The organism is Vibrio ruber DSM 16370, from assembly GCF_900163965.1.
In the GTDB taxonomy this organism is placed as follows: domain Bacteria; phylum Pseudomonadota; class Gammaproteobacteria; order Enterobacterales; family Vibrionaceae; genus Vibrio; species Vibrio ruber.
The window spans coordinates 1-26,928 of record NZ_FULE01000045.1 but is presented as its reverse complement, the minus strand read 5'-3'; the positions used below and the strand labels follow the sequence as shown (position 1 = coordinate 26,928).

26 protein-coding genes, 1 tRNA gene, 1 rRNA gene and 1 riboswitch are annotated in these 26,928 nt (G+C 45.1%); of the genes, 10 read left to right on the top strand and 18 right to left on the bottom strand.

Annotated features, from left to right (window positions below):
* The 4 genes from VR7878_RS15930 to ftnA form a co-directional block, all read right to left on the bottom strand.
* Positions 1-160 (bottom strand): transposase (locus VR7878_RS15930; RefSeq protein ID WP_077333472.1); only part of this gene is annotated, 160 nt, incomplete at its 3' end.
* Positions 161-365: 205 nt separating this feature from the next.
* Positions 366-1,553, bottom strand: a complete 1,188-nt coding sequence (locus tag VR7878_RS15925; RefSeq protein WP_077337032.1) for a BaiN/RdsA family NAD(P)/FAD-dependent oxidoreductase — start codon at positions 1,551-1,553, stop codon at positions 366-368.
* Positions 1,554-1,708: 155 nt separating this feature from the next.
* A complete protein-coding gene (gene uspB, locus VR7878_RS15920) occupies positions 1,709-2,032 on the bottom strand; it encodes a universal stress protein UspB (RefSeq protein ID WP_077337031.1) in 324 nt (107 codons plus the stop codon).
* 66 nt (positions 2,033-2,098) lie between these two features.
* On the bottom strand, positions 2,099-2,626 hold the full coding sequence (gene ftnA, locus VR7878_RS15915; RefSeq protein WP_077337030.1) for a non-heme ferritin: 528 nt from the start codon (positions 2,624-2,626) through the stop codon (positions 2,099-2,101).
* 158 nt (positions 2,627-2,784) lie between these two features.
* Between ftnA and uspA the strand changes: the two genes are divergently transcribed.
* Complete coding sequence (gene uspA / locus VR7878_RS15910) at positions 2,785-3,210, top strand: universal stress protein UspA (RefSeq protein ID WP_059123123.1); 426 nt, start codon at positions 2,785-2,787, stop codon at positions 3,208-3,210.
* A 58-nt stretch (positions 3,211-3,268) separates the two neighbouring features.
* Complete coding sequence (locus tag VR7878_RS15905; RefSeq protein WP_077337029.1) at positions 3,269-4,141, top strand: carboxylate/amino acid/amine transporter; 873 nt, start codon at positions 3,269-3,271, stop codon at positions 4,139-4,141.
* A 125-nt stretch (positions 4,142-4,266) separates the two neighbouring features.
* Here the strand turns inward: VR7878_RS15905 and VR7878_RS15900 are convergent, their stop codons facing one another.
* Together VR7878_RS15900 and VR7878_RS15895 are read right to left on the bottom strand one after the other, a co-directional pair.
* Complete coding sequence (locus tag VR7878_RS15900) at positions 4,267-4,632, bottom strand: hypothetical protein (RefSeq protein ID WP_077337028.1); 366 nt, start codon at positions 4,630-4,632, stop codon at positions 4,267-4,269.
* Positions 4,633-4,734: 102 nt separating this feature from the next.
* A complete protein-coding gene (locus VR7878_RS15895; RefSeq protein WP_077337036.1) occupies positions 4,735-5,523 on the bottom strand; it encodes a class I SAM-dependent methyltransferase in 789 nt (262 codons plus the stop codon).
* Between the two features lie 216 nt (positions 5,524-5,739).
* Between VR7878_RS15895 and asnC the strand changes: the two genes are divergently transcribed.
* The gene (asnC, locus tag VR7878_RS15890; protein ID WP_038185337.1) at positions 5,740-6,204 is read left to right on the top strand and encodes a transcriptional regulator AsnC; all 465 of its coding nucleotides are present in this window, start codon (positions 5,740-5,742) and stop codon (positions 6,202-6,204) included.
* A 45-nt stretch (positions 6,205-6,249) separates the two neighbouring features.
* On the opposite strand, the gene tsrA is transcribed toward asnC, so the two are convergent.
* On the bottom strand, positions 6,250-6,534 hold the full coding sequence (gene tsrA / locus VR7878_RS15885; protein ID WP_059123126.1) for an H-NS-like global regulator TsrA: 285 nt from the start codon (positions 6,532-6,534) through the stop codon (positions 6,250-6,252).
* A gap of 250 nt (positions 6,535-6,784) precedes the next feature.
* Between tsrA and VR7878_RS15880 the strand changes: the two genes are divergently transcribed.
* The 7 genes from VR7878_RS15880 (at position 6,785) to choV (ending at position 15,734) form a co-directional block, all read left to right on the top strand.
* Positions 6,785-8,581, top strand: coding sequence for an aminopeptidase P family protein (locus VR7878_RS15880; protein WP_077337027.1), 1,797 nt, complete (start codon positions 6,785-6,787; stop codon positions 8,579-8,581).
* 256 nt (positions 8,582-8,837) lie between these two features.
* On the top strand, positions 8,838-9,440 hold the full coding sequence (gene betI / locus VR7878_RS15875; RefSeq protein ID WP_077337026.1) for a transcriptional regulator BetI: 603 nt from the start codon (positions 8,838-8,840) through the stop codon (positions 9,438-9,440).
* A gap of 9 nt (positions 9,441-9,449) precedes the next feature.
* Positions 9,450-10,907: a betaine-aldehyde dehydrogenase gene (gene betB, locus VR7878_RS15870; protein WP_077337025.1), complete on the top strand. Its 1,458-nt coding sequence runs from the start codon at positions 9,450-9,452 to the stop codon at positions 10,905-10,907.
* A gap of 10 nt (positions 10,908-10,917) precedes the next feature.
* Complete coding sequence (betA, locus tag VR7878_RS15865) at positions 10,918-12,630, top strand: choline dehydrogenase (RefSeq protein ID WP_077337024.1); 1,713 nt, start codon at positions 10,918-10,920, stop codon at positions 12,628-12,630.
* 16 nt (positions 12,631-12,646) lie between these two features.
* Positions 12,647-13,600 (top strand): choline ABC transporter substrate-binding protein, encoded by a 954-nt coding sequence (locus VR7878_RS15860; RefSeq protein WP_077337023.1) that lies wholly within the window; start codon positions 12,647-12,649, stop codon positions 13,598-13,600.
* 72 nt (positions 13,601-13,672) lie between these two features.
* The gene (choW, locus tag VR7878_RS15855) at positions 13,673-14,518 is read left to right on the top strand and encodes a choline ABC transporter permease subunit (protein ID WP_077337035.1); all 846 of its coding nucleotides are present in this window, start codon (positions 13,673-13,675) and stop codon (positions 14,516-14,518) included.
* Position 14,519: 1 nt separating this feature from the next.
* Positions 14,520-15,734, top strand: a complete 1,215-nt coding sequence (gene choV / locus VR7878_RS15850) for a choline ABC transporter ATP-binding protein (RefSeq protein ID WP_077337022.1) — start codon at positions 14,520-14,522, stop codon at positions 15,732-15,734.
* A 267-nt stretch (positions 15,735-16,001) separates the two neighbouring features.
* Here the strand turns inward: choV and thiH are convergent, their stop codons facing one another.
* The 11 genes from thiH to rrf all read right to left on the bottom strand — a co-directional run bounded on the left by thiH (position 16,002) and on the right by rrf (position 26,814).
* Positions 16,002-17,114, bottom strand: coding sequence for a 2-iminoacetate synthase ThiH (thiH, locus tag VR7878_RS15845; protein WP_077337021.1), 1,113 nt, complete (start codon positions 17,112-17,114; stop codon positions 16,002-16,004).
* A gap of 1 nt (position 17,115) precedes the next feature.
* The gene (locus VR7878_RS15840) at positions 17,116-17,892 is read right to left on the bottom strand and encodes a thiazole synthase (protein ID WP_077337034.1); all 777 of its coding nucleotides are present in this window, start codon (positions 17,890-17,892) and stop codon (positions 17,116-17,118) included.
* A gap of 42 nt (positions 17,893-17,934) precedes the next feature.
* Positions 17,935-18,141, bottom strand: a complete 207-nt coding sequence (gene thiS / locus VR7878_RS15835; protein ID WP_077337020.1) for a sulfur carrier protein ThiS — start codon at positions 18,139-18,141, stop codon at positions 17,935-17,937.
* A 1-nt stretch (position 18,142) separates the two neighbouring features.
* The gene (locus VR7878_RS15830; RefSeq protein ID WP_077337019.1) at positions 18,143-18,991 is read right to left on the bottom strand and encodes a HesA/MoeB/ThiF family protein; all 849 of its coding nucleotides are present in this window, start codon (positions 18,989-18,991) and stop codon (positions 18,143-18,145) included.
* Complete coding sequence (thiE, locus tag VR7878_RS15825; protein WP_235862901.1) at positions 18,975-20,456, bottom strand: thiamine phosphate synthase; 1,482 nt, start codon at positions 20,454-20,456, stop codon at positions 18,975-18,977. Before thiE ends, VR7878_RS15830 begins: the two co-directional genes overlap by 17 nt.
* 1 nt (position 20,457) lies before the next feature.
* Positions 20,458-22,419 carry a phosphomethylpyrimidine synthase ThiC gene (thiC, locus tag VR7878_RS15820; protein WP_077337018.1) on the bottom strand — a complete coding sequence of 654 codons (1,962 nt, stop codon included), beginning with the start codon at positions 22,417-22,419 and terminating at the stop codon, positions 20,458-20,460.
* 146 nt (positions 22,420-22,565) lie between these two features.
* Positions 22,566-22,664: riboswitch (TPP riboswitch) on the bottom strand.
* Between the two features lie 42 nt (positions 22,665-22,706).
* Positions 22,707-23,090 carry a fluoride efflux transporter CrcB gene (crcB, locus tag VR7878_RS15815; protein ID WP_077337017.1) on the bottom strand — a complete coding sequence of 128 codons (384 nt, stop codon included), beginning with the start codon at positions 23,088-23,090 and terminating at the stop codon, positions 22,707-22,709.
* Positions 23,091-23,528: 438 nt separating this feature from the next.
* Positions 23,529-24,470: a glycoside hydrolase family 43 protein gene (locus tag VR7878_RS15810; RefSeq protein WP_077337016.1), complete on the bottom strand. Its 942-nt coding sequence runs from the start codon at positions 24,468-24,470 to the stop codon at positions 23,529-23,531.
* Positions 24,471-24,479: 9 nt separating this feature from the next.
* Positions 24,480-25,880, bottom strand: a complete 1,401-nt coding sequence (locus VR7878_RS15805; RefSeq protein ID WP_077337015.1) for an MFS transporter — start codon at positions 25,878-25,880, stop codon at positions 24,480-24,482.
* A 577-nt stretch (positions 25,881-26,457) separates the two neighbouring features.
* A tRNA-Asp gene (locus tag VR7878_RS15800) sits at positions 26,458-26,534 on the bottom strand.
* Positions 26,535-26,698: 164 nt separating this feature from the next.
* Positions 26,699-26,814: ribosomal RNA gene (gene rrf, locus VR7878_RS15795) — 5S ribosomal RNA — on the bottom strand.
* Between the last annotated feature and the right edge of the window lie 114 nt (positions 26,815-26,928).

Here is a 26,928-nt window from a genome sequence, read left to right as displayed (position 1 = left end):
TTTTTTCTTGCTTGAGCTGCCTTACCCACTTATCCATTGTCGATTTACCAACACCCATGGCTTTTGCAGCTTCAACAACGGTGTAGTTTTGATCGAGAACAAGTTGCGCTGCTTCGAGTTTGAATTCCGCACTGAAAGTGCGTCTGGTACGCTTGGTCATAGTTTCACCTGTCATGCTATGAGGTGTATTTTAACACCTCTAATCAGGTGGCCAAATTCACCGTACCACTACACCCCCTTTACGGATTATCCAGATTAAAAACCATTAAATCTATGTATGTGTATGTCGATCCTGATTTTCCGAGTCGAGATTTAGAAAGAATTGCTGTGCTGTCAGAGGGAAAGTAACGCTGCTTTGCACAACATCACACCCACTGCCCGGCAACCCAGCCGGACGACCAGCACCACTGGAAGTTATATCCGCCCAGCCAGCCGGTGACATCCATCACTTCACCGACAAAGAACAGGCCGGGAACGGATTTACATGCCATGGTTTTCGAAGAAAGCGCATCGGTATCAACCCCACCCTGAGTCACTTCTGCGGTGCGGTAGCCTTCCGTGCCGTTGGGTAAAATCTGCCAGTGAGTCAATGTTTCAACCAGTGCCGCCATTTCTTTACTGTTGAGCTGCTTGAGCGGCTTATCCACCAGCTCACCTCGCTCAATCAAGACTTCAACCAAGCGTTTAGGTAACACCTTCGCAAGGGTATTTTTCACACTTTGGTTGGGGTGTTTGGCACAGGAACGGTTCAGCAATTGCTCGATATCTTCATCCGGTACTAAATTCACCGTGACTTTCTCCCCCGGCTGCCAATAGGAAGACAGTTGTAACACGGCCGGTCCGGAAAGACCGCGGTGCGTGAAAAGCAACGCTTCTTTAAATGCGGTGCCATTTTCAGCGGTGAGAACCACAGGCACTGCAATCCCCGATAATTCGGCAAACAAATCTTTTTCTTCTTTATGGAGTGTAAAAGGCACTAATGCTGCCCTGGTCGGAATGATCTGCAAACCAAACTGTTCCGCAATTTGATAGCCAAAAGGTGTTGCACCCAGTTTTGGCATTGACAACCCTCCGGTTGCAACCACCAACGACTGGCACTCGATGATTTCCTGCCCAGTGTGAAGGCGAAAACCGGCTTCCGTTTTCTCAATGGTCTGAATATCGACCTGATAACGCTGTTCAATATTGGGTAAGTCACACTCTTTGAGCAGTAAATTAACAATATCCTTAGCACTATCAAGGCAGAACAATTGCCCGTGATCGCGTTCTTCAAACGCAATCCCGTATTCGCTGACCAAAGAGATAAAATCCCAGTTGGTATATTGAGATAATGCAGATTTAACAAAATGTGGATTGCGACAGAGATAATGGTTCGCAGAGACATCATAGTTGGTGAAGTTGCAGCGCCCCCCACCGGAAATCAGGATTTTTCGTCCCGGTTTTTTACCGTGATCGATAACCAAGACGCGTCGCCCTCGTTTACCAGCCTGCGCAGCACACATCAGCCCTGCGGCTCCGGCTCCGATCACCACGACATCAACCTGTTTACTCATTTTTATCTCACCAACATCTAACAAAAGCGATCGCTATAAACATCAAAGACACGAAAAAAGGATGTACCAGTCAGCACATCCTTCGTCAATTGAACGCTGATTCTAACGCCAAGCGAGTCATTTTACCAATCAAGCGCCCGACGTTGAATGTCTCTCTACAAAATAAGCGTGGTCATCATCGTGATTCCGACAAGAGAAGATGAGAGTATAAAGAGCTGTCTCACCCGTTCACATTTGCCGGTAAATACTGAATCATGATGATGAAGGTACTCTTTACTTTTGATGTAATGAAATAAACGGACCTGTTTATTCATATTACCGTGAGTGGTGAAAAATCCGGGACCGTCTACTTGCTGATACAAGAGAGGATGGGCTTCACGCATGATATAAATCAATGCCCGAAGCGCTGTTAGGTACCGCGCAACATTAACCAGTGTCACTCCCATGAGTGCGAATAAGATCGTATCTTCGCTGATCATCTTTTCCTCCCTACATCTTCACTTGGATCTCAAAGAAAAAGACAATCAGCAGTGATATTTCTGAGATTACCCGGCTTGAGAACCCATAACGGAAGATGAACCTTCATTTACCATGTCTGCTAAATCTTTGTCGATGAAAAACAGGGCTTTACCATCTTCACCAACCAGCTCTAACTTGTCTAAAATCCCTTTAAACAGTTTTTCTTCTTCATGCTGCTCAGCAACATACCACTGAAGAAAATTAAAGGTCGAGTAATCTTGGGATGTGAATGCTACATGGGCCAACTTGTTAATTTTTTGCGTTATCATTTGCTCATGTTCATATGTTTCGCGGAAAACCTCCCCTAAACTATTATAATCATGTTTGGGCGCATCAATCGCACCGAGAATCGGCAGCGCACCTGTCTCACTCACATAAGTAAACAGACGCTGCATGTGCTGCATTTCTTCTTGAGCATGAGAACGAAGAAACATTGCTGCACCTTCAAAGCCTTTATCTTCACACCAAGCACTCATTTGTAAGTATAGATTGGATGAGAAAAATTCGAGATTAATTTGATCATTTAGTTGATCAACCATAGCCTGTGCTAGCATAACCTTGTCTCCTGATTTACTCTCGTATTGATTGAAATATAACACCTTCAACACTTTATCATCTTCTGGCAGAGAAGTGGAACTGAGATCATTACGACAATTTTTTTTTCAGGGCGATGCTAAAGTGAAACCATCGGATATGAAACGGGGACAGTATAATGAGCTATAAACATATCTTAGTCACAGTCGATTTGTCTGAGGAAAGCCGAGTTTTAGTAGATAAAGCGGTTGCATTGGCAAAACCTCTCGGAGCAAAATTGTCTTTTATTCATATTGATGTGAATTATGCCGAATTGTACACCGGGCTGATCGATATCAATCTGGCAGAGACACAACATCAATCTATGGAAATGTCACAAAAGCATTTACAAGAAATCGCAGCCCATGCCAATTATCCGATTCATCACACCTTAGTTGGCAGTGGTGATTTAGGCCATGAAATTTGTGAAACGATCAAGGAATATGAAATCGATTTGGTTGTCTGTGGCCATCATCAGGATTTCTGGAGTAAACTACTTTCTTCGACCAAACTCCTTATCAACTGCTCTCCGGTCGACATGCTGGTAGTGCCACTCAAAGACTGACGAACAGGGAAAACTTCGCTAGACTCTGAGCCATTATTGATTATTTTGAAGTTATCATATGGCTTATCTTTCTGCGATTACCCTGTTATGGGCTTTTTCGTTCAGCCTGATCGGTGTCTATCTTGCCGGTCAGGTTGATGCTTGGTTCTCCGTCCTCATACGCATCGTGCTTGCGAGCGTCGTGTTTTTACCTTTTCTGAAATTCCGGCAGGTTTCTAAATCGCTGATCATCAAACTGATGGCTATCGGCGGGATTCAGCTTGGTTTGATGTATTGCTTTTACTACCAATCCTTTATGCTGCTCAGTGTCCCTGAAGTGCTGTTATTTACAGTATTTACCCCAATATATGTCACGTTGATTTACGATCTGCTCAAAGGTCGTTTCTCCCCTTGGTATCTCGTCACAGCTATCGTAGCGGTTTTAGGGACGGTCGTTATCAAACGAACAGATGTTCAGGAAGACTTTCTACTGGGTTTTTTAGTCGTTCAGGGGGCAAATCTTTGCTTCGCTATCGGTCAGGTCAGTTACAAATATTTGATGGAAAGTCATGAAACCAAGCTCTCTCAACACACTGTATTTGGTTATTTCTATCTCGGTGCTCTGATTGTTGCAACCATTGCGTTTCTGCTCTTTGGTCATCCGGATAAGTTACCGACCACTTCTCTGCAATGGGGAATATTAGTCTATCTGGGGCTGATCGCTTCGGGTGTGGGATATTTTATGTGGAATAAAGGCGCGTGCTTGGTCAATGCGGGCGCACTGGCGATTATGAACAATGCGCTGGTACCAGCAGGTCTGATTGTGAATATCTTAATCTGGAACCGAGACGCCAATCTACCGAAACTGATACTCGGTGGTGCGATCATTATGCTGTCGCTCTGGATCAATGAAACTTGGGTCAAACGCAAAGTGACACAGCAGTACTCATAGCTCTAAAAACACATCGCGAAAAATGTATCAAAAAATAGGGAAAGATGTTCTGTGCTCATCTTTCCCTATCCTGATTACAGTTTTGATAACACCCAAAACAAAAGTAAGTAATCACTTACAAAACATCAACAAGCTATCTTTTCCAGCCTTTTCTGAATTTTTCCGGACTCTTTGCGCAATTGCTTTTGCTGCCGGATTAATTTTTTAATCTGCTTACGGGCTTTCTTGTCTTTGTGCTGTTTCTTCAATTGTTTGAGCGCTTTTTTATCCCATACTGACATCATCATATTCAGTTGTGATGGTGGTTTTTCCGCTAGTGCGACTTGCTGTATGGGAGTGGGAAGCTCAACAGGCTTGCATAAACTAGAAAGTTGATTCGCACTTCTTGCGCAAGAAAGACATAAAAACTTTGGTGCACTCACCAAGTGATGAATCTCTCCCAGTGTGTGCCGGATTTCACGTCGATCAAATTTACACAGGCGCTTGCTCATGCTTTATCCCAACAAAAATAATAATTATTCTTAATTAGATATACAAAGCAATCGTTCGGGAATCAAGTAAAACATCAGACCAAACGGCAATATCATATGTAACTATACAGGTGATACCTTCTCATCCATTGCTGCATTCACGTAAACGTCAAACCGGTTTTTCTTAGTTTCAATGGTCATGGTGGGTCGCTGTTCATTGAGCCACGGCGCATAGTCAGGACGCTTGACCACCACTCGCTTTTTCGCCAAACGCAAGGCGGGAGTTAACAACGCATCGGCATCATCATCTGCTCCGACCAAAGATTGAAACACGCGCATCTCTTTTTTCACCAGCGCTGTTTTCTTCTTATTCACCGGATGAGGATACATCGGATCGAGATAAACAACGTCGGGTTGAATGCTGTGCTCAAGATGTTCCAGAGCCCGGTGACTGCTCTCATGCAATAGCGTCATCCGCTCACTCACCCACGCACCGATCTCGCCATCAGCACGCGCACGTCTCAGCCCATCTTCCAATAAAGCTGCAACCACAGGGTGACGTTCCACCATCAGAACCTGACACCCTAAAGACGCCAGAACAAACGCATCACGGCCCAGTCCGGCTGTTGCATCAAGGACAACGGGTGTTACACCTTTATTAAGCCCGACCGCTTTTGCGATTGCCTGCCCTTTGCCACCGCCGAACTTACGCCGGTGAGCAACCGCGCCTCCCACAAAATCAACATAGATAGCCCCTAATTTGGGGTCATCCAGCAGGCGCAGTTCCAAACGTTCTTCGGTAAGCACTAAAGCAAAGGGGCTGGCTGCGGTATGCTCAAGCTGCCAGCGCTCTGCAATCGCATCCATGGTTGGTTGTCCGTCAATGGACTCGGTTAACAACTGTAGTGGCAAAAAAGACATTCTCCTCTGATCATGCAGTGGTGATATACATGAAAATCAACTTAGCGGTATACATCATTTAACTATTTGAGTGATAGAATAGCCTGATATGATAAAACAGTAACATTGATATAACCTCTAATCCTCAATCTGTCATACATAAGACATACCGAGGTGATCTGAGTCTATTTCCTATAAAAAACATAACAGCTCAAACAAGGAATAATCATGCATCCCAATACGGCCAAACTAGACGATTTGGATCGAGCTATTCTAAAAATTTTAATGGATGACGCCCGAACGCCCTACGCTGAAATGGCAAAACAATTTAATGTCAGCCCGGCAACGATCCACGTTCGCATCGAAAAAATGAAAAACGCAGATATCATCCAAAAAACGGAAGTCGTCGTGAACACAAAAAAGCTGGGTTACGATGTCTGCTGTTTTATTGGTATCAATCTGAATGCTGCAAGAGACTATCATTCAGCCTTAGAAAAGCTGAATGCACTCGATGAAGTTGTCGAAGCCTATTATACAACTGGAGCATACAATATATTTGCCAAATTAATGTGTCATTCGATTGAAGAACTTCAATACGTACTCATCGACAAATTGCAAAGTATTGATGAGGTCCAATCTACTGAAACATTAATTTCATTACAAAACCCCATCAATCGGAACGTCATCCCATGATCAACAGTATAAAGACCGGATAAATATAGTTGACTTTAAATGATGCTATTTTTTACTTAAATAATTCAGTAACTCTTCAGCTGAAATACCTTGAGCTGCTAAATTTTTTGCCATTGATTCGACTTGCTCATATTTGCGGGATTCAATCACTTGTTCAAATTGATAAACTAAGTCTCGCAGTACAGGAACAGGTACTTGTTTAGCGGCACTACGAATGCGCTCGCTACTCTGGTTGCCCAATTCACTGAGCAACTTTCCAAACATCACCTTCTCCGGTGTTTCATCAAGTTGCTCTAAAATTCGAGCCATTTCATAAGTTGTCATCGACATATGTGATTTCCAAAAAATATTATAATGTTAAAGATATGCCTAAATAATCATCGCAAGCGAACATATCAATAATAATACGTTTCACAAACGATTGGTTGCTATTTATTCATATAGAACATCACATCCGATGTCCTATATGAATAACGATACTTATCAGACAAAATTGCGAGCCAGACAAAAAAAGCGTAGCTTATTTCAACATCACTCACGAGTCGCATTTTACGATCGACTAAAAAAAGGATAACAACAGATGCAAAGTCATATATCCGAACGTATATCAAATATAAGAAGCTGGCTAAAAGAAAACCAACTTGATGCGCTGATTGTTCCTCATGAGGACGAATATCTGGGAGAATATCTACCCGTCCACAACGAACGTCTGCAATGGCTTACAGGCTTTACCGGTTCTGCAGGTGTTGCCGTCATTACGCAAGAGCAAGCCTCAATTTTCGTTGATGGCCGCTATACGGTTCAAGTCACCAAACAAGTACCAGACTCAATATTTGAATATCATCATCTGATTGAAGAACCATTTCTCGATTGGATAATAGACCATCTTTCCCCAAGCAGTAAAGTCGGATTCGATCCGCGTCTTCACCGAAGCCTATGGGTAACGCACGCGCAACAAAAAGTCTCAGGGAAACTCACACTGTGCCCACTACAGAATAACCCAATCGATCTGTTGTGGCAGAACCGTCCAGTGCCATTTTTTTCAAAAATGTGGTTAATGGATATCAAACAATCCGGTCAGAGCAGTGAAGAGAAACGACAAGCCATCGCCGAAATCCTCAGAAAAAAACAAGCACACTGTGCACTATTAACGCAATCAGACTCAATCTGCTGGTTACTCAATATTCGCGGACAGGATATTGCTTGCCTCCCGGTTCTGTTGACTTATGCCATTATCTATGACGATGCCAGTGTTGATTTCTTCATCGACCCACAACGGGTGATTGATGAATTTGAACATCATGCCGGAGCGGGCGTCAGAATTTGCCCGCCGGAAACACTTGAACACTCACTGACAAACTTACAAGGAAAACAAGTCTTACTGGATCCCGACACCTGTAACGCTTGGTTCAGCCTGACACTACAAAATGCCGGCGTATCCGTCATCCATGGTGCTGATCCCTGTATGCTACCGAAAGCTGCGAAAAACGCCAGCGAAATCGCAGGGATGCAAGCGTGCCACATTCGTGACGGTGCTGCAATGGCAAAATTCTTATCTTGGTTAGATCAAGAAGTTGCTCAAGGTAATATGCACAATGAAGCCACGTTATCCGATCAGTTAGCGGTATTCAGGCAAGAAGATCCCACCTTGCTCGATTTCAGCTTCAGTACTATTTCCGCCGCTGGCAGTAATGCAGCAATGTGCCATTACAATCACCTCAATCAGCCAACGCCAGGGCAACTGACACCGAACAGCTTCTATCTGGTCGATTCCGGAGGTCAATATACCGACGGCACAACAGATATTACCCGAACTATCGCGATTGGTACCCCATCACCCTTGATGAAACAGCAATTTACACTTGTTTTAAAAGGTCATATCGCACTGGCAAGCGCGCGCTTCCCACAAGGAACATCCGGACATCAGCTTGATGCACTGGCACGCCAGCACTTATGGGCTCATGGTTACGACTTCGACCACGGTACCGGTCACGGTGTCGGCCACTGTCTCAATGTTCATGAAGGACCACAGCGGATTAGTAAAGCCCCGAATACCGTCGCCTTACTGCCGGGAATGGTTGTTTCCAATGAGCCGGGTTATTACCGTGCGGATCAATTTGGGATTCGTATCGAAAACCTGGAACTGGTCACGCCGGTAGATACCCAAGGTGATTTTAATGCATTGGGATTTGAATCTTTAACCCGCTGCCCGATTGACCAGCGTGCTATCGATCTGTCATTACTGAACGACGCTGAAATTCAGTGGCTCAACCACTATCACCAGAAAGTCTGGGATGATGTTTCACCACTGGTTAGCGGCACCGTCAAAGAATGGCTCAAGCAGGCAACCCTGCCAATCACTCGGTCATCATTTTAATATCCTCTCTTTTGCAGTAAACCAGTCGACGACATGTCGGCTGGTTTTAATTGCGCTCCAATGCATTTCATAACTCCCGCCACAAAGATTAGAACCCTAAACATTTTAAACACAATAACAAGCTGTTTTTAAAGCAAAAATATACAAATTAAACCGAATCAAGATACTTTTTAACCAAAAAAGATTTGAAAGCGAATGAATTTATGTGTTAACTTTTTGTTAATTAATCGTTCAATTAAAAAAACATGGAGCCGCTATGCCTAAGGTCGGTATGCCAGATATCCGTAAACCGCAGCTTGTTCAGGCGACGATGAATGTGATCGAACGCGTCGGATTACATGGTGCAAGTATCTCGCTGATCAGTAAAGAAGCTGGCGTTTCCACCGGAATCATTAATCACTATTTCGGTGGCAAGCAAGGATTGCTTGAAGAAACAATGCGCGCCATTTTGCGTGAACACTCCCGGGAGATTACAACAGCCTTAAAGCAACTATCACCCGATGCCCATTACCAACGGATTAATGCCATTATTGATGGCAATTTCAACGGATTTCAGACCGAGAGCGAGGTGGTAAAAACGTGGCTGGCTTTCTGGTCCTACGCTATGCATGACCCCCAGCTCCACAGACTTCAGCGCGTGAATGAAAAACGTTTGATTTCACACCTTAAAATCGAACTAAAAACCTTAATCCCCCGGTCTCAGGCTTCATCCGTTGCACATGGTATTGCTGCATTGATCGATGGTATCTGGCTCCGCGGTGCATTAAACCCGAGAGGCATTGATGCAACACTTGCCAGAACGATCATTAACGATTATCTGGACAAACAAATTTGGTATTACGACAACTTACAAGGTTAGGCCTCGATAATGAAACCACTGTATATACATGGAAAACGGCGTAATGCGACTTCCGGAAAAACATTTACTTCATTGAATCCGGCAACCGGAGCTGTGCTTGCTGAACTTGAACAAGCCTCTGCACAGGATATTGAAGATGCTGTCGCATCAGCCAAACAAGGATTTGCACGTTGGTCAGCCATGACCGCCACTAAACGAAGCCGCATCCTGCTAAACGCTGTCCGGCTCCTCAGAGAAAGAAATGATGAACTGGCAAAATTAGAAGTGCTCGATACCGGCAAGCCATTACAAGAAGCACTTGAAGTCGATATCGTCACTGGTGCAGACGTTATCGAATATTATGCGGGACTGGCACCAACCTTAGTCGGTACACAACAACCTCTTACACCAAATCAGTTTTTCTATACCCGTCAGGAGCCTCTTGGTATCTGTGCCGGTATCGGTGCCTGGAACTATCCAATCCAGATTGCCATGTGGAAATCCGCACCGGCACTTGCAGCTGGCAATGCGATGATTTTCAAACCTTCAGAAGAAACGCCACTGTCAGCACTTCAGCTCGCGGAAATTTATACTGAAGCTGGTGTCCCCGATGGTGTATTCAATATTGTTCAGGGTGATGGTCAGGTCGGAGAGCGCCTGACATCGCACCCTGATATTGCCAAGGTCTCTTTCACCGGAGAGGTAGAAACAGGCAAAAAGGTCATGGCAAACAGCGCCCGGACACTCAAGTCTGTCACGATGGAGCTGGGCGGAAAATCACCACTGCTGATCTTTGATGATGCACCAATTGAACAAGCGGTATCGGTCGCAATGGTCGCCAATTTCTACACTCAGGGCGAGGTTTGTACTCATGGCACTCGCGTCTTTGTCCACGAATCAATCTACGATGATTTCTTAAAACAGCTCAAATCCCGCACAGAGCAATTGATTATCGGCGATCCAATGGACATCAACACACAAGTGGGTGCACTGATTTCCAAAAAACATTGTCATCAGGTGATGGCAGCCATTGATGAAGCCCGCGACAGTGGCGCAAAGCTCCTGACCGGTGGTTTTCAAGTGACAGAAAACGGTTTGGACAAAGGCAACTTTGTTGCACCGACGGTCTTCTATGACTGTGATGAAACCATGGCGCTGGTTCAGCATGAAATCTTCGGCCCAGTCATGGCGGTGATGAAGTTCGCGGATGAAGCCGATGTGATTCAACGCGCGAATGATACATCTTATGGGCTCGCAGCCGGAGTATTTACCCGGGATATTTCTCGTGCTCACCGCATTATTCATCAGCTTCAGGCCGGTATCTGCTGGATTAACACCTGGGGTAACTCCCCGGCTGAAATGCCTGTCGGGGGATACAAAAACTCTGGGGTTGGCCGAGAGAATGGCCTTGAGACACTAACCCACTATACACAAACCAAGAGTGTCTTTATCGAGTTAGGAAACTTTGAAAGCCCTTACCCGTACTAGGAGCCAACAGATGAAACAGCAGTTTGATTATATCATTGTCGGTGCCGGATCTGCCGGTTGTATACTGGCTGATCGATTAACAGAATCAGGAGAATACAATGTCCTGCTTCTCGAAGCGGGAGGCAGTGACAAAAGTATCTTCATTCAAATGCCGACGGCACTCTCTTATCCGATGAATACGCCCAAATATGCATGGCAGTTTGAAACCGTTCCGGAAAAAGGGCTCGGCGGACGTCAGCTTCATTGTCCCCGCGGCAAAGTCCTCGGTGGCAGCTCATCCATTAACGGCATGGTTTACGTTCGCGGTCATGCCTGTGACTTCGATGAATGGGAAGCACAAGGCGCAACCGGCTGGAATTATGCCAATTGCCTGCCCTATTTCAAACGCGCTGAATCTTGGTCAGGCGGCGGCGATCAGTATCGTGGTGAGAATGGACCGGTTGCAACGTGTAACGGCAACGAAATGAAACTCAATCCACTCTATAGTGCATTTATTCAGGCCGGTGTCGAAGCCGGTTATCCAGAAACGATAGATTATAATGGCTATCAGCAAGAAGGCTTCGGCCCGATGCATATGACCGTTGATCACGGTGTCCGGGCCTCAACAGCCAATGCATATCTGAAACGCGCATTAAAGCGCTCAAATCTGACCTTGTTGCAACATGTTGTGGCGAGAAAAATTCTGCTCGACGGCAAGAAAGCGATCGGGGTTGAATTTGAGCATCAAGGCACCATTCAAACCGCTTATGCCAATGCTGAAGTGATTTCATCTGCCGGTTCGGTCGGTTCAGTGCAACTGCTGCAATGTTCCGGGATTGGCCCGAAAGATGTCTTAGAAGCCGCTGGCGTTGATGTGAATCATCAACTCCCCGGAGTTGGCGAGAACCTTCAGGACCACCTTGAAGTCTATTTTCAGTATCAATGTAAACAGCCAATCACACTTAACAGTAAATTAGGATTGCTCAGTAAAGGCTTGATTGGCGCACAATGGATTCTCACCCGCCAAGGGCTCGGGGCAACTAACCATTTTGAATCCTGCGCCTTTATTCGTTCCAGAGCCGGGCTGAAATGGCCGAATATTCAGTATCACTTTCTGCCGGCTGCGATGCGTTATGATGGTCAGGCCGCATTTGCCGGACATGGCTTTCAAGTTCACGTCGGCCCGAATAAACCAGAGAGTCGTGGCAAAATATCGATTACCTCTGCGGATCCACATATCAGCCCAAATATTGAATTTAATTACCTATCCACAGCACAAGACAGACAGGACTGGCGTGACTGCATCCGCCTGACCAGAGAGATCATGTCCCAACCGGCATTAGCAGCTTATCGTGGTGATGAAATCCAGCCCGGTATTGATATTGAAAGTGATGCCGCGATTGATCAATGGGTCAGAGAAAATGTCGAAAGTGCTTATCACCCATCCTGCACCTGCAAAATGGGAGATATCGAAGACCCGATGGCGGTCGTCGATTCCCAATGCAAAGTCATCGGTATTGACCAGTTACGTATCGTTGATTCTTCCATTTTCCCTACGATTACCAACGGCAACTTAAATGCCCCCACCATGATGGTGGCAGAACGAGCTGCTGATTTTATTTTAGGCAATACCCCTCTTCCCGGCTCCGACGCACCGGTATGGATTGCAGCGGACTGGCAGACCAAACAACGGACGACTCAGACTCAACGTACTTCTGTATCGAGTACAGAGATGAAACGATGAACAAGAAGGAATTATTATGAATTTCAGAAAATGGCCTCTTATCAGGAAAATTGTGTTACTCGGCTTCGGTTGCACGTGTGCTTTACCAAGCTATGCAGCGACAACTTGTGAAACGGTCCACTTTTCCGACGTCGGATGGACAGACATAACCTCAACAACCGCTGTCACAACGGAAGTATTGCATGGCCTGGGTTATCAAACGAAGACCGATCTGCTTTCCGTCCCGGTGACCTATTCTTCGATGGCAAATGGGGATGTTGATGTCTTTCTGGGAAACTGGATGCCAACCATGGAAGGTGATATCAAAAAATATCTTGATAGTGGTCGTGTCGAGCAGGTTCGGGCAAATTTAACCGGTGCAAAATATACCCTTGCAGTGCCTCAGTATGTCTATGATGCAGGCGTACACAGCTTTGCTGATTTAGCGAAATTCGCCGATAAATTCCATCATCGCATCTATGGCATCGAACCCGGTAATGATGGTAACAGACTGATTCAAAAGATGATCGATACTAATGCTTTTCAGCTTAAAGATTTTGATCTGATTGAGTCAAGTGAGGCAGGCATGGTATCACAGGTTGCCCGTGCGATCCGTCGCCATCAATGGATTGCTTTTCTCGGCTGGGCGCCTCACCCCATGAACAGCAACTTTAAAATGGCTTACCTCGCCGGCGGGGATGACTATTTCGGCCCGAACTATGGTGGTGCAACAGTCTATACCAACGTTCGTAAAGGCTATACTTCACAATGTCCCAATGTTGGAAAGTTGCTTAAAAATCTGCAGTTCAGCCTCACCATGGAGAACCAGATCATGGACGACATCCTCAACAAAAAAATGCCACCACAAAAAGCAGCAAAATCCTGGTTAAAAGCGCATTCAGACGTTTTCGCACAATGGCTTGATGGTGTCACGACGTTGGATGGCAAACCCGGCAAAGCCGCACTGATGCAATACTTACACGCCAACTAATCATATATCCATTGAATACAATACTTAACGGTCGGTGCTGTTCAACCAGCACCGATGAGGTACATTATTGTGATTAATTTCATTACAGATTATAAAATTCCACTCGGTCAGTGGATGGAGTCATGCGTAGACTGGCTCACAATCCATGCAGCCGTTTTTTTTGACACTATTTCATACACACTTGAAACAGTGATTATGTTTCTGGTCGGGATTTTCCAATCCATGCCACCTTCCATTCCGATTCTGCTCACCGCTGCACTGGCTTGGTGGCTGCATCGCCGGGTATCTTTAGTCATCTTTATCGTCGCCTCTTTATTGCTAATCCTCAACCTCGGATACTGGCAAGAAATGCTGGAAACCTTTGTATTAGTTTTTTCGGCAACAACCATTTCAGTCTTAGTCGGAGTTCCGATTGGTATTATGGCAGCGCATCGGCCTTGGCTATATACCACCATCAGACCAATTTTAGATCTGATGCAAACCGTGCCAACCTTTGTTTATTTAATTCCGACACTGGTGTTATTTGGTCTTGGTGTGGTTCCGGGATTAATTTCGACAATTATCTTTGCCATTGCATCACCGATTCGTCTGACCTATCTGGGAATTATCCGCGTTCCGGAAGAGCTGATCGAAGCCGGTAAAGCATTTGGTGCCAGCAACATGAAGCTGCTGTTTAAAGTCGAATTACCGGCAGCAATGGCTAGCATTATGGCCGGTGTAACACAGTGCATTATGTTATCTCTGTCTATGGTCGTCATTGCAGCATTGGTTGGTGCAGACGGCTTAGGTAAGCCTGTTGTAAGGGCACTGAATACCGTCAATATTTCACAAGGATTTGAAGCCGGTCTAGCGATAGTGTTAGTTGCCATCATTCTTGATCGACTGTGCAAAACACCAAATCAGACCAAGGAGCAATAACATGAATCAATATGTCAAACATGAAGCCGCAGATGCGATTGCTATTGAAAACTTGGATGTGGTCTTTGGCCGTCAGCCTGAAAAGGCAACCGCCCTCCTCGATCAGGGTAAAACGCGTCAGGAAATCATTGATGAAACGGGATTAGTTGTTGGCGTGAATAATGTCAGTCTTACCGTCAAAGAAGGTGAAATCTGCGTATTAATGGGCTTGTCCGGCTCAGGAAAATCAAGCTTGCTGCGAGCCGTTAACGGGCTCAACCAAGTCACCCGAGGCTCCCTGAAAGTCAAACACGGTCAGGATTTTGTTGATGTTGCCAGCTGTAACAATGAAACATTACGTAACCTGCGGACTCAGCGTGTTTCAATGGTATTCCAAAAATTTGCTCTGATGCCATGGCTATCCGTGGTTGATAATGTCGCCTTCGGACTGGAAATGCAGGGGATCTCCAAAAAAGAACGTCGTAAACATGCACGTGAACAGTTGGAAATGGTCGGTTTGGCAGACTGGGAAAACAAATATCCGCATGAGCTTTCCGGAGGAATGCAGCAACGCGTTGGCCTCGCGCGGGCTTTTGCGATGGATAGTGATATTTTATTAATGGACGAACCGTTTTCAGCCCTCGATCCGCTCATCCGAACCCAACTACAAGATGAATTACTGACCTTACAGAAAAAACTAAACAAAACGATTTTATTTGTCAGTCATGATTTAGATGAAGCCTTAAAAATTGGCAATCGCATTGCCATCATGGAGTCTGGTCAACTGATTCAACATAGCCGACCTGAAGAGATCGTCCTACAACCGGAAACAGATTATGTCCGGGAATTCGTTGCTCATACCAATCCGTTGAATGTACTGAAGGGGCGTTCTCTGATGAAGCCAATTGATGAACTGACACATCAAGAAGGTCGCTGGCAAGTTTGCCAACAAAGTGATCTATGGCTAGAGAATCAAAACGGAAAACTGGTTGCTCAAGGGCCAAAATCAATTAAGACGATTGAGTGGGAGAAGAGCCTTGATATCGCCTCATTAGATAAGCACACCATTATTCTGGCGTCACCGGATATAGAGATGCGTGATGCGATTGAAATTCGCTACCATACCGGCTATCCGATTATTTTAGTCGAGGATGACCAACTGGTTGGCATTCTCAATGACGATAATTTCTATCATGCTCTGCTTGGTAAATATAATGAGACCACCAAGGCTGCATAAATGATTCAACACATTGTTCAACGAATTGTTCAACACACTGCGGCCGATATTTTTGCCCAAATATCCCCCATGACAAGATAAACAGATACAAGAAGAGAAGAAGGCTTAATCTCATAAAGAAAGATGATAAGCCCTCTTCTTGTTTTTGTTTGTACGCAAACACTCCATAGAATAGAGAACATGCACCAATGTTTCACGTGAAACATTGGTTGAGAGAACTAAGCCGATTACCCTTAGAAATCTGTTTATAAATATCAGATCAGATTTTTAGCCGGAAAAAACGGAGTGCCAGTCATGCCATACCGGCTCTAATCCTCTATATATCATCGCTTGTTCCACCGCTTCGACTGAACGGTCATCACCAACAGTGAACTGCTCTAGTGCTGTTGATTGGTCGGCATACCCCCCCGGTTGTGTTTTAGATCCCGCAGAGATAGCAGTAATACCAAGCGGCACCACATTATCTCTGAAACTGGGGGATTCACGCGTCGAGAGGGATAATTCAACTTCAGGGTCAAACAGGCGAAATGCACAGATCGTTTGCACCAATTGTCTGTCCGTCATGATCGAAGCCGGTTCAACACCACCTGCACACGGCCGTAAACGCGGAAAAGAAATCGAATAGCGAGACTTCCAGTATGTCTTTTCCAGATAGGCAAGATGCAGAGCAACATAGAAAATATCCGTCCGCCAGTCATCGAGCCCGATCAAAGCGCCCAGTCCAATTTTATCGATACCGGATTTGCCGAGCCGATCGGGTGTCAGTAATCGATATTCAAAATCCATCTTATTACCACGTAAATGATGTTGAGCATAGGTCGCAGGATGATATGTTTCCTGATAAACCATCACCCCATCCAACCCCAATGTTTTTAGTTTTGCATATGCAGCTTCATCAAGTGGCTGAACTTCCATCGCCAGATAATTGAAATGCTTTTTAACCAGGGGAACCACTTGCTCGAAATACGATAATCCAACTTTTGTTTCATGCTCACCCGTTACTAACAGAACGCTGTCAAACTTCATCTGTTTAATTGCAGCAATCTCGGCCTCGATATCCTGATGATTCAGTATTTTTCGCTTGAGTCGGTTCTCCATTGAAAAACCGCAGTAGGTACATGAATTAGAGCACAGGTTAGACAGATATAGCGGAATATAAAACCCCACCGTATTACCGAACCGTTTTCTGGTCAGCGCCATCGACTGCTGAGCCATTTGCTCAAGAAAAGGTTCTGCCGCCGGAGAAATCAACGCTTTAAAATCTTCCAATGAGCGTTTGGTTTTCCCCAATGCACGCACCACATCAGCTGATGTTTTGCTATACAGCGAAAGACGCACATCGTCCCAGTTGAATTGATGGAAAACATCGAGAAAACTCATCTCACACCTCCCCTAAAAATTGAGTGAGCGGACTGGTTCCCACCGCATGAGATGATGCATCACCCCCACCCGCTTCATAGGCGATGCGTCCGGATTCAACCGCCAACTTAAATGCTTTTGCCATCATCAGCGGATCGGCTGCACTGGCAATCGCAGTGTTAATCAACACGGCATCCGCGCCCATTTCCATCGCCTGAGCCGCATGGGATGGCAAACCAATTCCGGCATCCACCACCACCGGAACATTGGCCTGCTCGATAATGATTTCCAGAAAAGATTTGGCGGCTAACCCCTGATTTGAACCGATGGGTGCCCCAAGCGGCATGACAGCGGCACACCCGACTTCTTCAAGTCGTTTGCATAAAACCGGATCAGCGTGGCAATAAGGCAGGACAATAAAGCCATCATTGACCAATTGCTCCGCCGCCCGAAGCGTTTCAATCGGATCCGGTAGTAAATATTTGGGATCCGGATGAATCTCAAGTTTGATCCAATTTGTTGCTAAAGCTTCTCGCGTTAAGTGCGCTGCAAAAATTGCCTCTTTGGCGGTTTTCGCTCCTGAAGTATTAGGAAGAAAATGCAGAGCCAACTCATGCAATGGTTCCAAAATATTGTCATTTGCATGTTGCAGGTCGATCCGTTTCAAAGCCATTGTCGTCATTTCTGAACCGGAGGCTTGAATCGCTTTCACCATCATCCCGGCACTGGCAAATTTACCGGTACCGGTAAATAAACGAGAGCCGAATATTCTGTCTGCAATTTTTAGGGGGGTATTCATATCTGATGCGCCATTGTTGCGCTGTGTTTGAGTTGCCATCTGCTAACCTCCGGCAATAACCTGAAAGAGCGAAATCTGATCACCATCATTGAGCATCATCTGCGACCATCGACTTTTGGCCACCACTTGCTCATTCAGCGCAAAAACGCATCCCTGCTCAGGTAAATAAAGCTGGTTGATCACTTGTGCTAATGTGATACCAGCAGGAAATGTATAAACGGTGTCATTCAGCGTTATCTGTATGTTCATCTCATCTTCCCTTTTCATCATCAGCACCGTCATCGTCAACTGAAAAACCACAAACAGGACAAGCCATATCTTTTTCATAGTGAAATGATTTCAGCTGCATTGTTCGTCCATCAAAATGGAAAAATTCAGCCATGCTGCCACGTGGAGTCAATCGCTCGTGAGTATGTGATTGGTTGGTTGTAAAAGATGAACTCAGATAGATATTCCTGAGTAATTCTTGGATCACCTGAAGCGCCTGAAGAGAAGCCATTGTTCCGACAACCGGCCCCAATACGCCAGACTCATGGCACCGTTTAGAATGATGATCACTGGTATCTCCGACTAAACAGCGATAACAGGGTGAATCATTCGAGAAGCGATGAACGGATAACTGCCCATCCCAGCCAATCGCAGATGCAGAGACAAGGGGCGTTTTTTGCTGATAACAGATACGATTGATTTGATGCCGCGTCGGAAAGTTGTCACTACAATCGATCACCACATCAGCTAACATCACCTCAAGCTGAAGTTGTTCATCTTCCAGTTTTTTATCGATAGTTCTGATACGGCACTGTTGATTGAGCCCCCGGAGTTGATCAGCCAGCGCGCACACTTTACGAGTGCCGAGATCATTTTCCCGATAAGCAATTTGCCGATGCAAATTACTTATCTCAACCGCATCATGATCGGCCAGAATTATCGAACCGATACCAGCACCAGCAAGATACAGTGAGACCGCCGTCCCCAATCCGCCACAACCAATCATGAGCACATGCTTTTTGTTCAGTTCGTATTGACCCACTTCGCCAATTTCTGCCAAAGCAATCTGTCTCTGATAACGGAGAAACGCCTGATCATTGAGTAATGACATCGTGCTTCCTCCTTGATTGAACCTGTACCTTCCTTGATAAAAACAACTGCCGGAAATCCTCAACAGCACGAGCAGTATTTGCAGCTTGTGTAACAGCCCGAACCACTGCAACACTCGAAACACCTTGTTCTAGTACAGCCGCAGCGTTATCTAACGCTATCCCACCAATCGCAACCGTTGGAATCACTCGATGTTGTGCCTGAGCAATAGAATCGACGAGACGCTGATAAAGCCGTAACCGTACAAGGCCTTGAGGCTGAGATGGCATCTGTTTGGTCGTGGTCGGGAAAATATGCCCCAGAGCGATGTAACTCGGATGAAGTTGGTGTGCCTTAAGAATTTCCCAGTAGCCATGAGTTGAAATACCTAAACAAATGCCAGCACGATGCAGCGCCTGAATATCGGCGGTATGTAAATCTTCTTGCCCCAGATGAACACCAAAAGCCTGATGTTTAATTGCCAGTTGCCAATAATCATTGATAAAGACTTGTGCCTGATATGTCTGCCCCAGCAAGATGGCTTGCTTAATTTGCTGCTCAAGATCAGGCTGATGTGGATTTTTAATCCGTAACTGAATCGTCTTCACCCCAAGTTGAAGTAATTGATCCACCCATTGAACATCATCGACCACCGGATAGAGTGACAAGTCTTCCATATCGACTGCTTTAAAAACCTGCCGACATGCATTGCCTTCCGACACAGACTGCACACTAAAAAATGACTTTTCTACAGACTCGTTCTCAGTGTCTGATTCATCCTTTGTCGTGGCCACAACAGCAGAAGATATGGCAGGAAATTCATGGATATGTTGGGGCCATGTTTCACGTGAAACATTCATTGAAGCCCGAGCAATGATTAACGCATCTTCAAGCGGAAAGTCTAAAAGCAAAGCGCCCATCAACCAGGCTAAATGCTTGGTAACCAATAAATGTGGAAAACCATCATCGGAAATTTCAGACGCTAACGTTGAGGAAAACGCAGTAGAGGAAAGTGAAAGCGAACGAACCTCATCCCCTGCCAGCCACAATTCTGTGTGCGGTGCATCCTGCTGCGGTGAATACGCAACAGCAATGGCAACATCCCTTCCCTTCGCCTTTATCTTGGAAAGCATTTCAGCTTTCGACACGATCTGCTGTTCACTCGCAATGGGTTTATCACTAACTTGTGCACAATAGATGATCTGGTAGTTCTGCTGAACAGCTTGTTGCGATTGCTCATCAGCCATCAGTATGACGCAATTCTTTTCAGTAGAACTTACATCAACCGATACTTCAGGGTCGATCGGATCACTCCGCTCGAGCTCAATGCACAAATGATAATCACCACTATCGTCAAACAAAAAATGCATCTTCGGTGCGGTTAATCCTTCAGCCTGTGCGATATACAAGACATGGTGAAGTTCAGACTTCACCAATGCGAGCATGTCAGCTGTCAAAAAATCTTTAGAAACACTTAACCCAATCATGCTAATCCTCCTGATCGGCATTTTGAGCTAAACGATACAGTGCTGAACCCTGTGCTTTAAATTCCTGAGATTTTTGCTTCATCCCCGCCAATCGCTCATCATCTGACGAGATATCTAGCATTTGAATATTGAGCGTATGATCGGGTTTGGAATGATTATCCTGTTGCGCTTTCGCATATTCACGGACTTCCTGAGAGATCTTCATTGAGCAGAATTTAGGCCCACACATTGAACAGAAATGAGCGGCCTTTCCCGATTCTTGAGGCAACGTTTGATCATGGTAAGCACGAGCTGTAACCGGATCTAAGGAGAGGTTAAATTGGTCTTCCCAGCGGAATTCAAACCGAGCTTTTGATAGCGCATTGTCTCTGATTTGCGCTCCGGGGTGCCCTTTTGCCAAATCAGCAGCATGAGCCGCAAGTTTGTAGGTGATGAGTCCGGTTTTCACATCTTCTTTATTCGGCAGCCCAAGATGTTCTTTGGGCGTGACATAACAAAGCATGGCACAACCGTACCAGCCGATCATGGCCGCACCGATTCCGGATGTAATGTGATCATATCCGGGAGCAATATCGGTCGTCAGTGGACCTAAAGTATAGAATGGTGCTTCCGAACAGTGGCGCAGCTGTTCTTCCATATTCTCTTTGACTAAGTGCATCGGAACATGTCCGGGGCCTTCAATCATCACCTGAACATCATATTCCCATGCAATTTTGGTCAGTTCACCCAATGTTCTGAGTTCAGAAAACTGAGCTTCATCGTTTGCATCTGCCACGGAGCCGGGGCGGAGTCCATCGCCTAAAGAGAGTGACACATCATACTGAGCACAGATTTCACAGATATCCCGGAAATGGGTATAGAGGAAGTTTTCTTCATGATGTGCCAGACACCACTTCGCAATGATAGAGCCCCCGCGGGAAACAATTCCCGTCACCCGCTTCGCAGTCATCGGGACATAGCGCAACAGAACACCGGCATGAATGGTAAAGTAATCAACCCCCTGCTCCGCCTGTTCAATCAAGGTGTCACGCATGACTTCCCAAGTCAGATTCTCGGCAACACCATTAACTTTTTCCAAAGCCTGATACATTGGAACCGTACCGATCGGAACCGGACTATTGCGTAAAATCCATTCTCGCGTTTCATGAATATTGCGTCCGGTAGAGAGATCCATCACCGTATCAGCACCCCAGCGCGTTGACCAAACTAACTTCTCAACTTCTTCCTCAATCGAGGATGTAACTGAAGAATTACCAATATTGGCATTCACTTTGACCAAGAAATTACGGCCGATAATCATCGGCTCAGATTCAGGATGGTTGATATTTGCCGGAATAATCGCTCGCCCTTCGGCCACCTCACGACGGACAAATTCAGCGGTGATCACTTCCGGCATATGAGCACCGAAACTTTCTCCGGGATGCTGTAAGTTCAATTGCTCGTCATGATACTGCTGACGCTGCATGTTTTCACGGATGGCAATAAACTCCATCTCAGGCGTTACGATGCCACGCCGGGCATAATGAAGCTGGGTGACACAATGACCGGGCAGAGCTTTACGAATAAGTGGTAAATGACCATATCGCAAAGAGTCGAGGGTTGTATCCGCCAAACGCTCACGCGCATAATCAGAGGTCATCTGCTCCAGCATTGCCGTGTCAGACCGCTCTTCGATCCATGTCTGTCTCAAGGCCGGCAAACCTCGATACACATCGATTGTATATTGCGGGTCGGTATACACGCCTGATGTATCGTACACATAAATCGGTTCGTTAGGTTCATAGACAGGGCTATCCTTCGAGTGACCGACCAGGCTATCGGCAAGCTGGATAGCTCTCATCGGTACCCGGATATCCTCCCGGGAACCCTGTAAATAGATTTTGCTTGAATTGGGATAAGGTGTTGACTGGATATTTTCAATAAACTGTTTTGCTTCCAGTCTGGATTGTTTACGGCTCGACATGCATTTTTCTCCAATAAATGGTTAAGAAAGAAATGCTTGACGGAAGGATGCAGAGACAAGAGGTGAAAATCGATTGTCGCATGATGAATAAAAACGACATACAAACAGATTTTCGGACAATAGAGAGGCAGTGATGAAATGTAGCCTGAATATTCTCTCTTGTTCCCTTCGCAGGTTTTAACCTGATCAGGTTCAACGGATCCCGAATGAACGGTCTCAGCCTTTTGGCACTCCGACAAGTAAATACATTATAGAGAATGGATTTTATGAAACAAAGTAAAAATTATTTAACTCTTCGTCAGGAGTTGAAAACCGACCCACGCAGCAGAAATACTCAAAATAACATTCAACAGAATATTCACACCAAACTTAATAAATGCGCCTTGCTGCATCAATAAAACATTATCCATAGAGAAAGTAGAAAACGTTGTCAAAGCACCTAAGAATCCCAATCCGATGATTTGACGCCATGGTTCCACAGAAATCAGCTGCCCCTGAATAGCTGCAATTAAAAGTCCCATGATAAATGAGCCTAAAATATTCACAGTTAACGTTCCATAGGGAAAGCCTTTACCGAACAGAAAGACACAAAGTTCTGAAATTAGATACCGGGAGCAAGCACCAAATGCACCCCCAAAAGCAATAAAGCCGAGAATGGAGAACTGACTCATCATCATTTCCTCAAAAAATCCCCAAAAACAACCTTTCTTAATTAAAAAATACGGCTATCAAGGGTCATACAAAGTCACACAATAAAAAAGTTACAGGAGTCACTTTATGTCAAAATCCTTCACTTAATCCGATTTTACATATCCACCAAGTATCATATTATGTTCATATCTGATACGGGCACCCAACTCATACGAGCATCGGTATAGATAGCACTTGCTTCAATACCCGCTCTGTTCAGGGGGATGAATAGAATTATGATGGTACTGTGTGACATGAAGAAGATCAAAAATATAAATTCAGTTGGAAGTGAAACGGTTGAGGACGATACTTGGCATTTATATTTTGCCAACTGATTCATTCCTCAACCTTATAGAAGAATTAGAAGAAAGGATATCGCTGTCAGAGTAATCGATTCTGAGATTTAAGACATTAAATTCCTATTCAGCCTGACCCAGTATAATCTGATCCCCTTCCCAGAAGACTTGTTTCATTCGGGTATGGCGGTTGGGATCCCACAACGGGTCACCTTCAATTTCTGTATAATGACGAGCGTGATACACCAGAATATCATTACCCTGCTCATCTTTAGTAAAGCAACTGTGCCCCGGGCCAAAAACACATTCGCCTGCGTTCGTCACAAAAACCGGCTGTGGGGATTTGTGCCAACTTTCAGGGTTAAGTAAATCTGCATTCTCATCCGCTTGCAAAAGCCCCATACAATAACGCTCATCGGTCGCGCTGGCAGAATACGTCAGCCAGACTTTCCCGTGGCTAATCAGGATATACGGGCCTTCATTAACCATAAACCCTTGAACTTCCCAATCAAACTCGGGGATTGATAAACGACTAGCAGGTAATTTCAGTGTTGTCGGTGACAACATTTCAGCAATGTATAAATTGGAATTACCGGCAATCGCTTCTTCTTTCTGTGCCCAGACATAATAGCGAGTTCCCCGATGCTCAAATGTCGTTGCATCAAGACAGAATGAATCAATACCAGAATCGATCTGACCACAAAACGTCCAAGGGTGTACCAGCGGATTCTCTCCGTCACAGTGAATGGCATACATGCGATGTTGAAATAAACCATCCTTAATGTCTCTACTGGGCGCAGCAGCAAAGTAGATATACCATCCACCGTCAATTGCATGAATCTCCGGAGCCCAGATCAAATCAGAGTAAGGACCATGCTCGGGCTTGTGCCAAACCGTCACGATTTCATTCGTTTCTGCCAGCCCGGCCAGCGTTTTTGCTCTTCTGAGCTCAATACGATCATATTCAGGCACCGATGCCGTGAAATAATAGTATCCATCATGATGAAGATAGACATGTGGATCAGCTCGCTGCTCAATGACTGGGTTGTTTATCTTAAATACCATGGAATAACCTCATTTTGCTGGGAAAGACAACGGTGTTTTATCACTCACATTATCGCGACCATCATGCATGTCTTTATACTGCCCTCTCTGGCGAATCATCGTGTTGTAATAGCTATCTGTTACTTTATATCTGAACATCAATAACCCCATGATCAGATGGAATATGCCAGGGATGAGAGTAAGCATTAAAGCAATCCCCGTTAATGTAAAGCCAGACTGTGTCTGATTCGGCACATAATCGAAAAAGGTCAGTAGCCATCCGACAATGGCACCGGCAATCCCCATTCCAAATTTTTGACAGAATGAAATACCGCCAAACGATAAACCAGAGACTCGTTGACCCAATTTGAATTCACCATAATCAACGGCTTCAGCAATCGCTGACCAGAAAACAGGCGCGTGCAAATCAACAATAAAAGACAGCAGAAAATAGAGAATAAAAGCGAGGACAAAGTCAGACTGCCCTACCGAAAAATAAAGAATTGCACTCACAATCATTACAGCAATCTGACTGTAACGGAATAGCTTAACCTTACAGTAGTATTTTGTAATCCAAGTTGACGCAACCATAGCCAGAATCGCAGCCACAACCCCTGTTGCGAGGAATGCAGAAATCATTGCGGCATCCCCTCCCAGATAATACTTGGCATAGTATGCAGCAACGGATCCTCGCACCGTATAACCGACCGTACCTGTAATGCAAACCAAGCATAATATGACCCACTGATCATTGTTAATGAGCGATTTCAGTTGCTGAGTAAATGGTTTTTTATCGATGACATAGTCGATACGCTCTGTCGTCGTAAAATAGCAAAATAAGAACAACAGTGTCCCCATTAAAGCCATTAATCCCATGGCATACTGATAGCCTAATTGAATATTTTCACTCCCCCATTGCTCAGAGAGTAAAGGAACGATGATCGTCACCAGAAATGCGGCAATTTTGGCAAAAAATAGCCGATACCCGTTGGCCGATAATTTTTCTTTCGGATCGTCAGTCAGTACACTGATTAAAGAAATATATGGAATCGTGACAGCGGTAAACATCACCGTCACAAAAATATAGGTCGCATAGGCATAGGCTAATTTCCCGTTGTAATCCAAATCTGGCGTACTAAAGGTTAAGAACACTGAAATGCCAAAGGGGATTGATAAAAACAGCATATAAGGACGATAGCGCCCCCAACGGGTATTCACTTTATCCGTAATCATCCCCATGATAGGGTCGGTCACCGCATCAATCAAACGAACAACAATGAATAACATTGCCAAGTCACTGGCTTTCAGACCAAAGATATCCGTATAGAAAAACGTAATGATCAGCATCATCGATGAAATCACCACATTGACAGCCATATCTCCGGCGCCAAATCCAACTTTCTCAAGCACAGAGAGTTTGAACTTATACATGGTAAGAGGCCTCGCTCAGATAAAAATAAAAATCAGTTCTTTTTTATAATTTCGAGGCCTCATTATTATCTGAGCAATGAATACCATCAGTTGCATAATATGCAAATTCTATAAATCAGCGAATATGTCCATCGATATAGCTATTCTTACTAAAACGATGGTTTTTATATCATTATGGAAGTTGAGATATTATTTTATTGGCTTAGTGACAACGCTCCCAACCCTAATGTAACCCATCATTTAAACGCAAAAGAGCCCCAGTCTCTCGACTGAGGCTCAATAACATCGGGATAATCATTTCATGGTGCAGTAGGAATCGGTCTTCACCGCCAGATACAAAAAAACCCCAGCATTACTGCTGAGGTCTTCAAATCAGTGGCTATTCTTATACGGATAAGTGGACGGGACTTGAGCCCGCGATTGTCCACGGCAGCGTAACAGGACGCGGGGTTTAAAAAAGAAAGGCGAACCGACTGAACCGACCGACCACTTTCGGCTGCCGGTGAAAATGACAGGCATTTATCTCTCCGCCAGAGACAAAAAAACCCCAGCATTGCTGCTGAGGTCTTCAAATCAGTGGCGGAGCGGACGGGACTCGAACCCGCGACCCCCGGCGTGACAGGCCGGTATTCTAACCAACTGAACTACCGCTCCACTTAGGTATTTCGCTCTAAATAAAGTCTTACCAATAACCGCTTTATTTAGAAGTTTGTCGCTGTGCGATGAGGATTTTGAAGCGAGAAGCGCAGTGTGCAAACGCACATGAGCATCGCAGCTATCAAAAGCATCAAGCTTCAGTAGACAAACTGCAAATTAAAGCCTGGCGATGTCCTACTCTCACATGGGGAGACCCCACACTACCATCGGCGCTGTTTCGTTTCACGACTGAGTTCGGCATGGAGTCAGGTGGGTCCAAAACGCTATGGTCGCCAAGCAAATTCTTTAATTCGGAAAGCTGTTTTCTTTGTTCTCTACACAATCAAATTGTTCTTAATGAGCCACAAAACCCCTTCGGTGTTGTATGGTTAAGTCTCACGGGCAATTAGTA

Bases quoted from the DNA above. Each gene is read 5' to 3' on its own strand.
- VR7878_RS15925 (WP_077337032.1), bottom strand. From the start codon at position 1,553: ATGAGTAAACAGGTTGATGTCGTGGTGATCGGAGCCGGAGCCGCAGGG.
- uspB (WP_077337031.1), bottom strand. From the start codon at position 2,032: ATGATCAGCGAAGATACGATCTTATTCGCACTCATGGGAGTGACACTG.
- ftnA (WP_077337030.1), bottom strand. From the start codon at position 2,626: ATGCTAGCACAGGCTATGGTTGATCAACTAAATGATCAAATTAATCTC.
- uspA (WP_059123123.1), top strand. From the start codon at position 2,785: ATGAGCTATAAACATATCTTAGTCACAGTCGATTTGTCTGAGGAAAGC.
- VR7878_RS15905 (WP_077337029.1), top strand. From the start codon at position 3,269: ATGGCTTATCTTTCTGCGATTACCCTGTTATGGGCTTTTTCGTTCAGC.
- VR7878_RS15900 (WP_077337028.1), bottom strand. From the start codon at position 4,632: ATGAGCAAGCGCCTGTGTAAATTTGATCGACGTGAAATCCGGCACACA.
- asnC (WP_038185337.1), top strand. From the start codon at position 5,740: ATGCATCCCAATACGGCCAAACTAGACGATTTGGATCGAGCTATTCTA.
- tsrA (WP_059123126.1), bottom strand. From the start codon at position 6,534: ATGTCGATGACAACTTATGAAATGGCTCGAATTTTAGAGCAACTTGAT.
- VR7878_RS15880 (WP_077337027.1), top strand. From the start codon at position 6,785: ATGCAAAGTCATATATCCGAACGTATATCAAATATAAGAAGCTGGCTA.
- betI (WP_077337026.1), top strand. From the start codon at position 8,838: ATGCCTAAGGTCGGTATGCCAGATATCCGTAAACCGCAGCTTGTTCAG.
- betB (WP_077337025.1), top strand. From the start codon at position 9,450: ATGAAACCACTGTATATACATGGAAAACGGCGTAATGCGACTTCCGGA.
- betA (WP_077337024.1), top strand. From the start codon at position 10,918: ATGAAACAGCAGTTTGATTATATCATTGTCGGTGCCGGATCTGCCGGT.
- VR7878_RS15860 (WP_077337023.1), top strand. From the start codon at position 12,647: ATGAATTTCAGAAAATGGCCTCTTATCAGGAAAATTGTGTTACTCGGC.
- choV (WP_077337022.1), top strand. From the start codon at position 14,520: ATGAATCAATATGTCAAACATGAAGCCGCAGATGCGATTGCTATTGAA.
- thiH (WP_077337021.1), bottom strand. From the start codon at position 17,114: ATGAGTTTTCTCGATGTTTTCCATCAATTCAACTGGGACGATGTGCGT.
- VR7878_RS15840 (WP_077337034.1), bottom strand. From the start codon at position 17,892: ATGAATACCCCCCTAAAAATTGCAGACAGAATATTCGGCTCTCGTTTA.
- thiS (WP_077337020.1), bottom strand. From the start codon at position 18,141: ATGAACATACAGATAACGCTGAATGACACCGTTTATACATTTCCTGCT.
- VR7878_RS15830 (WP_077337019.1), bottom strand. From the start codon at position 18,991: ATGTCATTACTCAATGATCAGGCGTTTCTCCGTTATCAGAGACAGATT.
- thiE (WP_235862901.1), bottom strand. From the start codon at position 20,456: ATGATTGGGTTAAGTGTTTCTAAAGATTTTTTGACAGCTGACATGCTC.
- thiC (WP_077337018.1), bottom strand. From the start codon at position 22,419: ATGTCGAGCCGTAAACAATCCAGACTGGAAGCAAAACAGTTTATTGAA.
- crcB (WP_077337017.1), bottom strand. From the start codon at position 23,090: ATGAGTCAGTTCTCCATTCTCGGCTTTATTGCTTTTGGGGGTGCATTT.
- VR7878_RS15810 (WP_077337016.1), bottom strand. From the start codon at position 24,470: ATGGTATTTAAGATAAACAACCCAGTCATTGAGCAGCGAGCTGATCCA.
- VR7878_RS15805 (WP_077337015.1), bottom strand. From the start codon at position 25,880: ATGTATAAGTTCAAACTCTCTGTGCTTGAGAAAGTTGGATTTGGCGCC.